Origin of the sequence: Rhodospirillum centenum SW, assembly GCF_000016185.1 — a bacterium.
Taxonomy (GTDB): domain Bacteria; phylum Pseudomonadota; class Alphaproteobacteria; order Azospirillales; family Azospirillaceae; genus Rhodocista; species Rhodocista centena.
In genome coordinates this window covers 3,978,458-3,994,808 of sequence record NC_011420.2, presented here as the reverse complement: position 1 = coordinate 3,994,808, position 16,351 = coordinate 3,978,458, and the positions used below count along the sequence as shown (strand labels likewise).

At 71.6% G+C, this 16,351-nt stretch carries 1 protein-coding gene; it reads left to right on the top strand.

What is annotated here, in order from left to right:
- Nucleotides 1-328: 328 nt before the first annotated feature.
- Complete coding sequence (locus RC1_RS21610) at nucleotides 329-16,312, top strand: cadherin-like domain-containing protein (protein WP_041785540.1); 15,984 nt, start codon at nucleotides 329-331, stop codon at nucleotides 16,310-16,312.
- Nucleotides 16,313-16,351: the final 39 nt, after the last annotated feature.

Genomic DNA, 16,351 nt, shown 5'->3' with positions numbered 1-16,351 from the left:
CTGCGAAATTCATGAAGCATTCACAGGGCATAGATCGAATTCACCGAGATATATTGCAATATAATTTTTTATACAGATGCCAGACGCGGTCATTCGCAATGCATTAACATAGCAAACAGATTGGATTTTATCAAAATCGATTGGATCGCCCTCTGGTCCGGTTTATACCGTATGCACGACTGCTCGATGCGGGATTATCCGGAAGATGTCGCATAAGACGTTTACGATCGGTTTACATCGGCTCGTCGTTAGTTTTCTTTCACCGCATCGCGGAGCATGCAGCCCGTCACGGCCGCAGCACGCCCCGCGGCCCGGCCTGCCGATCGGGTTGCACAGCACCCTGCTGAGCCTTGAGCCGCGTCTGGTCTTCGATGCCGCGGTCGTCACCGCCGATGCGTTCGTCGATCCCCATCCCGACCAGCACGATGGCGCCGACCCGACGGCGGACCATCCCGCTGCCACCGGGTGGAGTGACACCGCTGTCGCCGGGCCGCAGCAGGCCACCGGCGGCGACAGTGACGGCCCGGTTCCGCCCGCGGTCGAGGCCGGCGCCCGCCGGACGGCCGGGACCGTCGCCGTCATCGACCCCGCCGCCCCTGGCACCGCCGCCATCCTGGCCGGGCTGCCGCGCGATGCGGAGGTCCATGTCCTGACCCCGGGCGGGGACGCCCTGGCCCAGGTCGGCCGGGTGCTGGCCGGCTATGACGGTATCCAGGACCTGCATCTGGCCCTGACCACCGATGCCGGGATCAGCCCCGCGCATGTCCAGGCCGAGGCCGACACGGTGGCCGGCTGGCGTGACGCCCTGGCCGACGGTGCCCGCATCTCCGTCCATGGCGCGGACACGACCCCCATCGCCCGCGACGGGCTCGCGCTGCTCTCCGACCTCACCGGCGTGGAGGCAACGGCCGTTCCCGTCGGTGACGGCCCCGCCGGCCGTACCCTCGTCGTGATCGACGCGCGTGTGCCGGAGGCGCAGGCGCTGGCCGCCGGCGCGCTGCCGGGGGCGGAGGTCCACATCGTCGCAGCGGGTGAGGACGGTCTTGCCGCCATCACCGGCCTGCTGGCCGGGCAGCAGGACGTGGCCGCCCTGCACCTCTTCGCCCATGGCACGCCGGGCAGCATGACCCTGGGCACGGCCACCCTGGACACTGCGGCTCTGGACACGGCCGGCGATACCGTCGCGGCCTGGGCCGGGGGCCTGACCGCCGACGCCGACATCCTTCTCTATGGCTGCGACGTGGCCGCGACCGCCGAGGGCATCACCCTGGTCGAGCGGCTGGCGGATCTGACCGGCGCCGACGTGGCCGCCTCGGACGACGATACCGGTGCGGCCGCCCGCGGCGGCGACTGGACCCTGGAGGTGGCGACCGGCCCGATCGAGGCCCGGCTGCCCTTCGGCCGCGCCACGCTGGCCGCCTATGGCGGGTTGATGGCGGCCCCCACCGCCACCCTGCTGACCCAGACGGTCACCTATACCGAGGGCGATGCGAGCGTCGCCCTGGGCGACATCGTGGTGACCGATCCCGACGGCGACACCATCACCGCGACCCTGACGCTGGCCGCACCCGCTGCCGGCGCGCTCACCACCTCGGGCAGCGCCACCTACAATGCCGGCACCGGCGTCTGGACGGTCACCGGCACCGCGGCAGAGGTCAACGCGGCGCTCGCCGCCGTCAGCTTCACCCCGGCGGCGGACAACGACCAGGACACGACGGTCAGCGTCAGCATCACGGATGCCTCGGGCGAGGCGACGCTGACGGGAACGATCACGCTGGACGTCACCCCGGTCAACGACGCGCCGGTCCTGTCGGGCTCCGCCGCCCTGGACACCATCGCGGAGGACGCGAGCAGCCCCACGGGCACCAGCATCGACGCCCTGGCCGGCCGGCTGACCGTCACCGACGCGGACAGCAGCAGCCAGCGCGGGCTGGCGATCATCGGCACCGACGAAGCCAACGGAAGCTGGTGGTACTCCACCGACGGCGGCACGAGCTGGACCGCCCTGGGCGCCCGCGACGCCGACCAGGCCCTGGTCCTGTCGGCCGACGGGACCGGCCAGAACCGGGTGCGCTTCATCCCCAACACCGACTTCAACGGCACCGCCACGCTGACCGTGCGCGCCTGGGATGGCAGCGACCCGCTGGTGCTCAGCGGCGACACGGTGAAGATCACCGGGTCCGGTGGTTCGACGGCCTTCTCCGCCGCCACGGCCACGCTGACCCAGACGGTCACGGCGGTGAACGACGCGCCGGTCCTGACCCCGGTCACGCTCTCGCTGCCGTCCGTGGAGGAGGATCTGGCCGGCGGCGCCGTCAACGGCCTGCCGGTCGCCAACCTGCACACCACCGCGGACGGGACCGTGCTGGTGACCGACGTGGACGGCACGACCAGCTTCGGCATCGCCGTCACCGGCTTCAGCATTCCGCCCGCGCTGGCCGGACAGATCCAGTATTCGACCGACGGCGGCGCAACCTGGACCGCCGTGCCGGCGCTGGGCGCCAATCAGGCCCTGGTGCTGGAGGCGACGGCGCGCATCCGCATCAACCCGGCCGCCGAGGCCGCCGGCGAGGCCACCTTCAGCTTCGTCGCCTATGACGGCAGCGCCGGCTACAGCAGCGGCACCGTCGTGGATCTGACCCTGCCGGCCCACAGCGGCGCGCTGGCCCCCTTCAGCGCAGCGTCCTCCACGGCGATCCTGGCGGTCACGCCGGTGAACGATGCCCCGGCGCTGGCGACGCACGCCTTCACCCTGAACGAAGGCACCACGCTCGCCCTCACCGGCGCCCATCTGAGCGTGACGGACCCGGACAACACCGCCGACCAGATCACCTACGAGGTGACGCAGCTTCCGACCGCCGGCGCGCTGCTGCGGGTCGTCGGCGGCGTCACGGTCACCCTGACCGTGGGCGATACCTTCACGCAGGCCGAGGTCGATGCCGGCACCATCCTGAGCTACCGGCACACCGGACCGCAGCTCAGCGCCGACGGCAGCGACAGCTTCAAGGTGACGGTCCGCGACGGCGCCGGCGGCATCGCCACCGACCAGACGGTGACCGTCACGCTGCGCGACGTGAACGCGCCGATCTCCGTCCAGGGCACGACGATCAGCGTGACCGAGCGCATCGGTGCTGAGGCGACGGACTTCACCAGCATTCCGCTGACCGGCGGCGGGCTGAACATCAGCGACGCGGACGGCGATCCGGCCCGGATCACCGTCACCTTCAACTCCCTGCCCGACCCGGCCGTCGGCCGGCTCCAGATCAACACCGGCAGCGGCTACCAGGACATCACGGCCGGCATGACGGTGACGCTGGCCGGCGTCACCGGCCCGCTGCGCTTCATCCACACGGGCGCCGAGCCCGACGGTGCCCTGGCCGGCACCAGCTTCCAGGTGACGGTGGAGGACAACAACCCCTCCCTGCCCGAGAGCACGGCGACGACGACGGTCAATCTCGTGGTCACGCCGGTGAACGACCCGCCCGCCCAGTCGGGCGTGGCGCTGTCGAACACCTTCACGGTGGCCGAGGGCGGCCAGCGGACGATCAACCCGACCTTCCTTGATGTCGGCGATCCGGACAGCGACCACGACGCCGCCACCTACACCCTGCGCAGCCTGCCGGCGCACGGCCAGCTCTACCTGGACGGCGTGCTGCTGGGCGTCGGCGCCACCTTCACCCAGGCGCAGATCGATTCCGGCCGGCTGGCATACCGGCATCTGGGCGACGAGCCGAACGGCACCGCCGTTCCGGACGACAGCTTCGAGTACACGCTGCGCGACGGCGACGGTGCCGAGGCCCCGGGGACGTTCCGGATCGACGTCACCCCGACCGACGACCCGACGGTCGTCACCGCTGGGCAGATCAGCCTGCGGGTCGGCGACAGCGCCACCGTGGATACCGGCGACCTGGACGCCACCGATCCGGACACGCCGGACAGCGGCATCACCTTCACCCTGGCCACCGGCGCCCTCCCGGCCGGCGCCCGGTTCGAGCGCACCACCGCCCCCGGTGTCGCCGTCACGACCTTTACGCTGGCGGAGATCAGGGCGGGCACGATCCGCGTCGTCCACACCGGCGGCGCGGGCGATGCCGGTTCCTATGCGATCCCGGTCACAGTCAGCGACGGCACCACGACGACCCGGCCCGCGGCCCTGACGGTCACGCTGGTGACGCAGGACCAGATCGACAGCGGCGGCGGCACCCCGGACGGTGCGGGGTCCGCCGTTCCGCACCTGACCACCAACGAGCCGCTGATCGTCGCCGAGGACAACAGCGGCACCACCGGCGGCATTCGGATCACCGACCAGTTCCTGAAGGTCGAGGACAGCGACACCGCCGCGGCCGGGCTGACCTACACCCTGACCGCGGGAACGGCGCACGGCACGCTCTGGCTCGACAAGGACGGCAACGGCAGCTACGACGCCGGCGAGGCGCTGGGCACGGGCGACAGCTTCACCCAGGCGGACATCGACGCCGGGCGGCTCTTCTACGACCATGACGGCAGCGAAACGACGGCCGACGGCTTCAGCTACACCGTGTCGGACGGTGCCGGCGGCACACTGACGGAAACGTCCTTCGCCATCACCGTCACCCCGGTCAACGACGACCCGACGATCAGCCAGACGACACCGTCGATCACCCTGGCGGAACAGGACGGCACGGGGGCGGCCACCGTGGTGGTGCTGGGCACCGCGCACTTCCAGGCGGCCGACGTGGACAGCGTCAGCGGCGAACAGCTCATCTACGTGCTGGAGACAGCCCCCGCCGGCGGCTGGATCGAGGTGGACGGGATCCGGATCGGGGCGGGGTCGCGCTTCAGCGCCGACCAGCTCGCCGCCGGCAAGGTCACCTACCACCACGACCCGGGCCACGAGCCCGACGGCACGGCAGCGGCGGACGACAGCTTCTCGGTCTACCTCACGGACGGCGGCACCCGCGCGGACGGCAGCGAGGCGCGCAGCGCCACCATGACCGTGCAGATCGACGTCACCCCGGTGAACGACGCGCCCGGCGCCAGCGGCCGCTCCGTCACCCTGGCGGAAGGCGCGACGGTCGTGCTCGCGGCCGACCGCACCGGCGGCTCGGACAGCGACATCCCGGCCCAGAGCCTGACCTACACGCTCGAATCCCTGCCCACCACGGGCACGCTCTACACCGACTGGACCGACGCCAACGGCAACGGCACGGTCGATGCCGGAGAGGCGACGGCGGTCACGGTCGGCAGCACCTTCACACCCGGCACGCTGGTCTATGTCCACGACGGCAGCGAGACCTTCGCCGACAGCTTCAACTTCAAGGTCTCCGACGGCACGCTCAGCAGCGGCACCGCCACCGTGTCCCTGTCCATCCGGCCGGTGAACGATGCGCCGGCCGGGCTGGTGCAGACCGGCGCCACCGTGCTGGAGGGCGAGCGCATCCAGATCACGGCCGCCGCGCTCAACATCGTCGATGCCTCGAAGAACCTGAACCTGTCCGACCCGGACAACACCGCCAACCAGGTCCAGCTCCGGATCACCGCCGTGCCGACGGCGGGCCGCCTGATCCTGAACCGCGGCAGCGGCGACGTCACCCTGGGCGTCGGCAGCGCCTTCACCGCGGCGGACCTCGCCGCCGGCTATCTCTCCTACGAGCACGACGGCTCGGAGCACCACACCGGCATCTCCTTCACCTACACGGTGGCGGACGGCACGCCGACCGGCATCGTGGCCGGCAACGTGTTCAACATCGCCGTCACCCCGGTCAACGACCTGCCCACGCTGATCCTGCCCTCCGCCACCACCACCGGCGAGGCGGCGACCATCCCCCTGACCGGCATCCGGGTGGGGGATATCGACGCCGGCCAGGGCACGGGCGACATCACGGTGACGCTGGCGGTGCTGCACGGCACCCTGTCCTTCGGCGCGGCCGACACGGCCCTGACCAACAGCGGTGCGACCGGCAAGGGCACCCCGGCGCTGACCCTCACCGGCACGCCGGCAGAGGTGCAGGCGATCCTGGACACCCTGACCTACACCGCCCCCGACGACATCACCGCGACGGTCACGGACACGCTGACGGTGACGGTGGACGATCTGGGCAATTCCGGCGCCGACCCCGATGCGACGCCCGGCGTCACCCGGACCGCGGGCGATGCCACGGGCGACACCACGCGGCAGCATGTGGGTGGCAGTGTCGCCATCACCGTGCGGCCCGTGAACGACGCGCCGGTCCTGACCTCGGCCGACTTCGGCACCACCTTGACGGTGAACGAGGACACCGACCTGATCCTGGGGGGCGTCACCGTCAGCGACACCGACGTGGAGGCCGGACAGGTTCAGGTCACCATCACGGCCACGAACGGGACGCTGCGGCTGCTGAACCACGCCGGCCTGACCCAGGTGGGCAGCGGCGATCTCGGCACCGGGGCGGCCAGCCTCGTCTTCCGCGGCACCCTGGCCGATGTGAACGCGGCGCTCGCGGCGGGCAATGTCGTCTACCGGGCGACGGCGGACTTCAACGGCAGCGACACGGTCAGCTTCTCGGTCAACGACCTGGGCAACACGGGCTCGGGCGGACCCAGGATCTCGGCCGGAAACACGTCGGTCACGATCGGCGTGCTGCCGGTCAACGACCCGGTCTCCTTCTCCGCCCCGGCCGCGCTGCAAGGGCTTGAGGATACCCAGCTCTCCGTCACGCCGGTCACCATCTCCGACGTGGACGCGGGCAACCAGCTCAAGGTGACCCTGGTCCTGACCAACGTCACCGATGTCGGCCCCAGCCACGATGTCGGCGCGCTGAGCTTCGGCGGCGGCGTGACCGCCACGGATTCGGGCGCGAGCGCGACCAGCCGGACCTACCAGCTCACGGGGACGCAGGCGCAGATCCAGGCCGCCCTGGCGGGGCTGAAGTTCAGCGCGGCCGCCAACGACTACGGCGTCTACAACCTGGCCATCACCTACGACGACCAGAACCAGGGCGCCGTCGGCGGCAGCGGCACCCAGTCCACCGGCACGACGAACGTCGAGATCACCATCGGCGCCAGGAACGACGATCCCGTCGTCTCCGTCAACGGCACGGCCCTGTCCGGCAGCGGCCGCAACACGGGCGTGCTGGCGGCGATGACGGAGGATGTCGGCGCCTTCACCGCGCTGAAGGATGCCGGCGGCAACCCGCTGCTGCTGTCCGACGCGGACGTGGACCAGCTCGGCGGCGGCCTGCTGACGGTCACGCTGTCGCTCGCCGGTGGCGGGCACGGCGACCTGCGCTTCGCCTCGGCGCTGGCGGCCGGCATCACGGTGGACGCCATCACCGGGGGCGGGGCCGGCAGCGACTTCACCAGCATCCGCCTGACCGGCTCGCTGGCGGACCTGAACGCCGCCCTGGCCGCCCTGGAGTACCGGCCCGACGCCGACTTCAACACCGGCCAGTACGATGAAACGCTGGTGCTGACGGTCAACGACAACGGCAACACGGCCCCCACCGTGGGCGCGGTCGCCGGCACGGCCGGCAGCGGCGACATCACCCGGCAGATCGCCATCACCGTGACGGCCGTGAACGATGCGCCCGTCCTGACGGCACCGACGACCAGTTTCACCGTGACGGAGGCGGCCGACGCCACCGGCGGCACCGATCTGGCCATCACCGGGCTCCAGATCTCCGACGCTGCCGATCTGGTCGGCAACAAGGCGAACGGGATCATCCAGGTCACCGTCGTCGCCACCAACGGCACCCTGCGCCTGACGGACCCCACGTCCGGCCTGTCCAGCTACACCGGCAACAAATCAGGTTCGCTGACCCTGAAGGGAACGCAGACGGCGATCAACGCGGTGATCGACAGTCTGGTCTTCAACACCGGCGACGACCCGGCGGAAACCGTCACCGTCACCGTGACCGTGAACGACCTGGGCCTGGACGGCACCGGCGGCGCCCTGAGCGATCAGAAGACGCTCACCATCGACATCACGCCGGAGAACGACCCGCCGACCATCACCGCGCCCGCGACGGTGACGGTGAGCGAGGACCCGGGCTCGCCCTTCGCCTTCACCGGCGGTAGCAAGATCAGCGTCGCCGACCCGGACATCCGCAACAACCACCTGGTCGTGACCCTGGCCGTGGAGGACGGCGCGCTGGGCGTCACCGCCAGCGGCACCGCGGCCGTGACCGGCAACAACAGCGGCACGGTGCAGATCACCGGCACCCGGACCGATGTCAACAACACGCTGGCGACCCTGAAATACACGCCGCTGGCGAACGCCAACCGCCTGAACGCGGACGGCAGTGACGGCGCCGACCAGGATCTGGACCTGACGATCACCGTCAGCGACCAGGGCTACGGCAAGGACAACGTGGCCGACGCGGGCGACGTTGAGACCAGGACGAAGACGGTCGCCATCGTCATCACCCCGGTCAACGACGCGCCGGTGCTGACCGCGCCGGCCAGCCAGTCGGTGACCGAGAACACCCAGACCGCCATCACCGGCCTCGCCATCGCCGACGCCGACCACCTGGACACGGGCTTCGACACCCCGCCGATGCGCCTCACCCTGACGGCGCAGCACGGCACGCTCACCCTGTCGGGTGCCGCCGGCATCACGGTGGTGTCGGGCGACAACACCGGCACCCTGGTCGTCACCGGCACGATGAGCGCGCTGAACGCCGCCCTGTCCGGCGGGTCGCTGCGCTACCAGCCGGCGACGGACTACACCGGCGACGACAGCCTGGGCGTCACGATCAGCGACGAGGGCAACGAGGGCGGCGCCGCGCTGACCGACAGCAGGACCATTGCGCTGACCATCGGCGGCACCAACGACGCGCCGGTGATCGCCGTCGGCGGGGACAGCGACGGCGCCAGCACCGCGACGCTGGCCGAAGACGCGACCCTGGTCTTCTCGGCGGCCAACGGCAACGCCATCACGTTCAGCGACCCGGACCAGGTGGACGCCAGCACGGCGAACACGCAGCTCACCCTGTCCGTGGACAAGGGCACGCTGACACTCGGCGCCACCACCGGGCTCACCTTCGTCACGGGCGACGGTACGGCCGACCAGACCATCGTGGTCAAGGGACAGCTTGCCGACCTTCAGGCGGCGCTGGCCGGCCTGACCTATTCGGCCGGGGCTGACGAGAACGGCACGGCCGCGCTGACCATCACCGTGGACGATCCCGGCAACCTGACGACCAGCGGCGGCCCCAGGACGGCAACGCATACGGTCGCCCTGACCGTCACCCCGGTCAACGATCCGCCCACGGTCGAGGCCGGCGCCGACGGCACGACCGCCGAGGACACCTCTCTGGCACTCGGCACCATCACGCTCGGCGACCTCAAGGACCTGACCATCGGGTCCCAGGGGGGGACGGCCGCAGCCACGCCGGTGACGGTCACGGTCGCCGTGACACCGGGCACCGGCACGCTGACCCTGACCGACAATCCGGGCACGGCCGGGTTCGACGAGACGACGCTCGTCACCGGGGGCAACGGCACGGCGTCGCTGACGCTGTCCGGCACCGTCGCGCAGATCAACGACGCGCTGGGCCAGATCACGTTCGCGCCCACCGCCGACTTCTCGGGCACGGCCACGCTGACCGTCAGCGTGAACGACGCCGGCAACGGCGGCAGCGGCGGCCCCCTGACCGCCAGCGACACGCGGACGATCACGATCACCCCGGTCTCCGACACCCCCGACCTGACGGTCGCCGGCAGCACCAACCCGGCCGGCACGGTCGCCGTGTCCGGGGACGAGGATACATGGATCGACCTGCGCACCCTGGTCGGGGAGACGGACGACGACGGCTCGGAGACGCTGGCCCTGACCATCGCCGGCCTGCCGGCCGGCTTCCAGGTGCGCTACGGCGGCACCGCGGCGAGCGGCGGCACGACCGTGACCGTCAGCGGCGGCAGCGCGACCATCCCGAACGGGGCGCTGTCGGCAGGCAATACCATCTGGATCAAGGCGCCTTCCGACTGGAACAGCACCCGCGACAACGGCGGGGCCGCGACCACCCTGACCCTGACCGCCAGCAGCAAGGACGGCAGCGCCGCCGCGGCAACGCGGTCGGCAAGCATCGACCTCACGGTCACGGCCGTGGAGGACCCCCCCACCGCGACGCCGGACGCCAAGGCGATCACTGAAGATGCGACGCCGGATACGGTCGGCGGCAACGCCATCACCGACGCGACGGCCGACAGCGATCCCGACGAGCCCGCGACCGGCACGCTCTCCATCACGGGCGCGAAGTTCAGCGCCGACGCGGGCATGACGGCCGTAGATGCGGCGGGCATCACGCTCGCCGGCAGGTACGGCTCGCTGCTGATCAAGGCGGACGGCAGCTACACCTACACCCTGGACAACAACGACCCGGACACCGACGCCCTGGCCCAGGGCCAGACGGTGACGGAGGTCTTCACCTACCGCCTGTCCGACGGGACGGCGGGGGGCGAGGCAACGGCGACCATCACGATCACCGTCACCGGCACCAACGACGCACCTGTCTTCAATGGCGGCACCATCACCACGGCGGAAGACACGGACCGCACGCTGACGGCGGCGGACTTCTCCGTCACCGACGTGGACAGTGGCGCCTCTCCCGTGCAGGCGGTCAAGGTCACCGCCCTGCCCGGCGGGGGCGATCTCTACCTGAACGGGAGCAGGATCACCGCCACGGGCGTCACCGTCACCCGTGCCGAGCTGGACGCCGGCAAGCTGGTCTTCAGGCCGACCGCGAACAGCAACAACGACGTCGCGGGCAGCGATTACACGAGCCTGGGCTTCCAGGTCTCCGACGGCATCGCCTGGTCGGCGGCGAACATCGTGACGGTGGACGTCACCGCCGTGAACGACGCGCCGACCGACACCGGCTCGGGCGCCGTCACCCTGCCCGCCGTGGCGGAGGACACGACGGCCCCCGCGGGCGCCACGGTGGACAGCCTGTTCGCCGGCCGCTTCAGCGATGCCACCGACCAGGTGGCCGGCGGCTCTGCCGCCAACGGCCTCCACGGCATCGCCATCGTCGGCTATACGGCGGACGCGGCGAAGGGCCAGTGGCAGTACCGGCTGGACACGGACAACGACGGCACGCCCGACGGTGCCTGGCAGGCGCTGACCGACCGCACGGCGGCCAGCGCCCTGGTGCTGGGCCGCTTCGACGCGCTGCGCTTCGTGCCGGTTGCCGACTACAACGGCGCGGCCCCGTCGCTGACGGTGCGGCTGGCGGAGGATGGCGGAACGCCGCCCGTGGGCGGCACCGCGGTCGATCTCTCCGGCGCGGGCGCCACGGGCGGCAGCAGCCGCTACAGCGCCACCACCCTGACGCTGGCGACCGGCGTCACCCCGGTGAACGACGCGCCGACCGCCACAAGCACCACGCCGGTGACGCTCCCGGTCGCGGCCGAGGGCACCCCGAGCCCGGCGGGCTCGTCTGTCTCCGCGCTGTTCGCCGCCCGCTTCAGCGACATCGACGGCGACAGTTTCGCCGGCGTGGCGGTGGTGGCCAACACGGCCGATGCGGCGCAGGGCGTCTGGCAGTGGAGCGCCGACGGCACCACCTGGACCGCCATCCCCACGACCGTGGCGGATACCAGCGCCGTCGTTCTGTCGCCCTCGGCCCTCGTCCGCTTTGTCCCGGCCAGCGATTTTTCCGGCACCCCCGGTACGCTGGATGTGCGCCTCTGGGACGGTACCGGGGGCTTCACCCAGGGGGCGGGCCGCGACATCTCCGCCAGCATCGGCGGCACCGGCGGCTTCGCCAGTGACGTCAACCGCCTGTCGCTGGGCATCGGCATCACGCCGGTGAACGATGCGCCGGTGGTGACCGTCACGCCGGCCACGGCCGCCTATACCGAGCAGGCGGCGACGACGCCGGTCCTGTCCGGTCTCACCCTGTCCGACGTGGACGACACCCACCTCGCGGGCGCCACGGTGACGATCGCCGCCGGCCGCGTCGCGGGCGATACGCTGTCCGTCACCGCCGCCCATGGCATCACGGGCAGCTATGACGCTTCGACCGGCGTGCTGACCCTGACCGGCACCGCCACCCTGGCGCAGTATCAGGCGGTGCTGCGCGGCGTCGGCTTCTCCAGCAGCAGCGACGACCCGACCGCCGACGGTACGAACCCGACGCGGACCCTGTCGATCCAGGTGACGGACGCGAACGCGGACGGCAGCGGTGCCGCGACCTCCGCCACGGCTTCCGTGACGCTGACCGTCACCCCGGTCAACGACGCGCCGGTCCTGTCGGCCGGCGGCAGCGGTGCTGCCAGCACCTATCTGGAGGGCGGAACGGCAGCGACCCTGCTGCCGACCCTGGACATCGCCGACGCCGACGATACCCGGATCGCGGGCGCCACCGTGACCATCGCCAGCGGCCTGACGGCGGGCGATACGCTGTCCGTCACCGCTGCGCACGGCATCACCGGCAGCTACGACGCCGCGACCGGCGTGCTGACCCTGTCGGGAAGCGCAACCCTGGCCCAGTACGAGACGGTGCTGCGCAGCGTCACCTACTCCAGCACCAGCCTGTCCCCGACGGCGACCGCGGCCACGCGCTCGATCACCGTCACCGTGACGGATGCCGACAGCGACGGCGCCGGGGCCGCGACCTCCGCCCCGCTGACGGCGACCGTGACGCTGACCTCGGTCAACGAGGCGCCGGTCCTGGGCGGCACCGGGTCGGTCGACTTCACGGAGAACGGCAGCGCCGTGGCGCTCGCCCCCGGCCTGACCCTGACCGACGTGGACAGCACCCGGATCGCCGGGGCAGTGGTGCAGATCACCAGCGGCCTGACCTCGACGGACGTGCTCTCCCTGACCCCGTCCGCGGGCATCACCGGCAGTTACGACGCCGCGACCGGCACGCTGACCCTGACCGGCACGGCCACCCTGGCCGAGTACCTGTCCGTCCTCCGGGGCGTCACCTACGCCAACACGGGCGACAGCCCGGCGGAATTGGGCACCGCGCGGACCGTGAGCATCACCGTCACCGACGACGGCGGCGCTTCGGCCCGGACATCGGCCACCGTGACGGTCAACGTCGCCGTGACGGAGGTGAACGACCCGCCCGTGGCGGAGAACGACCGCACCCTCAACATCGCCGAGGATACGACCGGATCCCCGCTGTCGATCCAGGCCCCGACGGACCTGGACGGCGATACCCTGACGGTGACGGTGACGGAGCTGCCGACCGGCGGCACCGTCTATTCCGGTGCGACGGCCGTCAAGGTGAACGACACGCTGACGGTGGCGGAGCTTCAGGCGCTGACCTTCACGCCCTCGGCTGACACGGAAGGCAGTGCGGGCCGGTTCAGTTATACCGTCACCGACGGGCGCGGCGGCAGCGACAGCAGCACGCTGACCATCACGGTCGGCGGCTCGAACGACGCGCCGACGCTGGCGAACGCCATCCCCGACCAGCAGACGGACGAGGATGCGCCCTACAGCTACACCGTCCCGGCCGGCACGTTCGCCGACATCGACGTGGGCGATACGCTGACCTATGCCGCCACCCTGGGCAACGGCTCGCCGCTGCCCTCCTGGCTGAGCTTCAACAGCGCGACCCGGACGTTCTCCGGCACGCCGCTGAACGAGCATGTCGGTACCCTGACGCTGAGGGTCACCGCGACCGACAGCGGCGGCGCCTCGGTCAGCGACAGTTTCGTGCTCACGGTGCGCAACGTGAACGATGCGCCGGAGCTGGTACAGCCGATCCCGGCCCAGTCGGCTCTGGAGGATCAGCGCTACAGCTACCAGGTGCCCGCCCGGACCTTCACCGATGTGGATGTGGGAGACTCCCTCAGCTACAGCGCCACGCTGGCCGGAGGGGCGCCGCTGCCGTCCTGGCTCAGCTTCGACCCGGCGACCCGGACCTTCTCAGGGACGCCCGCGAATGCCGATGTCGGCAGCCTGACCGTCACGGTCACGGCGCGGGACCGGGCCGGCGCGACGGCCACGGCGACCTTCACGCTCAGCATCGCCAACGTGAACGACGCGCCGGTCGCGGGCGTGCCCTTGCCCGACCGCATCGCCACGGAGGACAGCCCGTTCAGCGCCACGCTCCCGTCAGGGGCCTTCCGCGACATCGACGCCGGCGACAGGCTGACCCTCTCCGCCACGCTGGCGGACGGCTCGCCCTTGCCGTCCTGGCTCAGCTTCGATCCGGCCACGGGCCGCTTCTCCGGCACGCCCGGCAACGACGATGTCGGCCGGATCGCCGTGACCGTCACGGCGACCGACCGTGCCGGGGCGACGGCGTCGGCCGGCTTCGCCATCACGGTGGAGAACACCAACGACGCGCCGGTCCCCGCCACGCGCCTGCCCGACCGCATCGCCACGGAGGACCAGCCCTTCAGCGCGACGCTGCCGGCCGGCGCCTTCCGGGACATCGACCTGGGTGATACGCTGACCCTGTCGGCGACCGGCCCGGGCGGCACCCCGCTGCCGTCCTGGCTCAGCTTCGATCCGGCCACGGGCAGCTTCTCCGGCACGCCGCTGAACGAGCATGTCGGGCCCCTGACCCTCACGGTGACAGCGACCGACAGGGCCGGGGCCACGGCCAGCCAGACCTTCGTCCTGACCGTCCTGAACGTGAATGACGCGCCCGACAGCGCCGACGCCACGGTCACGCTGGACGAGGACACGACGGCAGCGCTCGGGGCGGGTGTGTTCGCCTTCGCGGACGTGGACCGGGGCGACACCCTGTCCGCCGTCATCATCACCAGCCTGCCGGCCCGCGGCAGCCTCTCGCTGGACGGCGTGCCGGTCTCGGCGGGCCAGCGCATCGCGGCTGCCAGCCTCGGCGGCCTCACCTACGCCCCGCCGGCGAACGCCAACGGCACGCCGTTCGCCAGCTTCACCTTCTCCGTCGTTGACCTGTCCGGTGCCGCCGATCCGACGCCGCAGACCGTCACTCTCGTCGTGCGGCCGGTGAACGACGCGCCGGTCCTGGTGACGCCGCCTGCCGGTACCACCGTGCAGGCCGGGTCGCCGCTCCGGCTCGCAGTGCCGCCGGGCAGCTTCACGGATGTGGACGAGGGCGACGTGCTGACGCTCTCCGCCACGCTGGCGGACGGCTCGCCGCTCCCGTCCTGGATGAGCTTCGACCCGGCCACGGGCAGCTTCAGCGGCATCCCGACCAATATCGCGGTGGGTACCGTGACGCTCGTCGTCCGCGCCACCGACCAAGCCGGGGCCAGCGCCACGGCCGAGGTGAGCGTGGTGGTGGAGCCCGAGCCCGCACCGCCCCTGATACCGACCGACCCGACATCCCCGACCGATCCCACGGCACCGACGGAGCCGACGGGACCCGGTACCGGAGGGGGCGATAACGGTGGCCTGATCACCGGCGGCGGTTCCTCCGGCGGAGGAACCGGAGGCACGGGCGGGACCGGCGGCGACGGCGGCCTGATCACGGGCGGCGGAAGCTCCGGTGGTACAGGTGGAACCGGCGGCACAGGCGGGACCGGTGGGACCGGCGGCGACGGCGGGCTGATCACCGGCGGCGGCAGCTCCGGGGGAGGCTCCTCCGGCGGCGGCGACATCACGGTCCCGGGCGGCAACGGCGGTGGATCGGGCAGCGGGAACGATGGCGGGATCATCGGCGGCCCCGGCACGCTTCCGCCCGAGCGGCCGGGCAGCGCGGGCGGCATCACCCTGGGGCGCGGCATCATCGGCGGCAGCGAGGGCGAGGTCCGCCTGTTCGTGGCCGGCTCCATCGGCAACCAGGTGATGCTGCAGGACACCACCTATCAGTTCCAGGTGCCGCGCAACGTCTTCCGCCACACCAACCCCAACGAGCGCCTGACCTTCGAAGCAAGGCAGCCCGACGGAAGCCCGATCCCCGCCTGGCTGACCTTCGACGCGGACACCCTGACCTTCAGCGGCACCCCGCCGATAGAGGTGGCGGGCGCCATCGATATCCAGGTCATCGCGCGGGACTCGGAGGGCAACGAAGCGGCTGCCGTCTTCCGCATCATCGTCACGACGGAAGACGAGACGATCCCGGTCAGCCAGGGACAGCAGCCCCCGGCCCAGGCGCCCGACGTGCCCCCGGCATCGGCAGAAGCACCCGCCGGAAACGACCAGCCGGAGCGCCCCGCCGGGGCCGCCACCGGCGAGGAGACGAACGGGACCGGGGACAGCGCCGCACTCGGGTTCGACGGCGCCTATGCGCTGCTGGCCGGTGCGGACCGTCTGCCGGCACCCGACCCGGCCCTGGCCGGACGCACGGGCTTCGCGGCCCAGCTCCGCGCCGCGGGTCAGGCCGGCCGGCTCAGCGAGAGCCGGGCGCTCCTGGCCAGCCTCTCCCGCACCGGCGGACCGCTGCCCCCGGCCGCCGCATGACCCGGCATTCCAACGACCACAGCCGACCTTCCAGCCTTA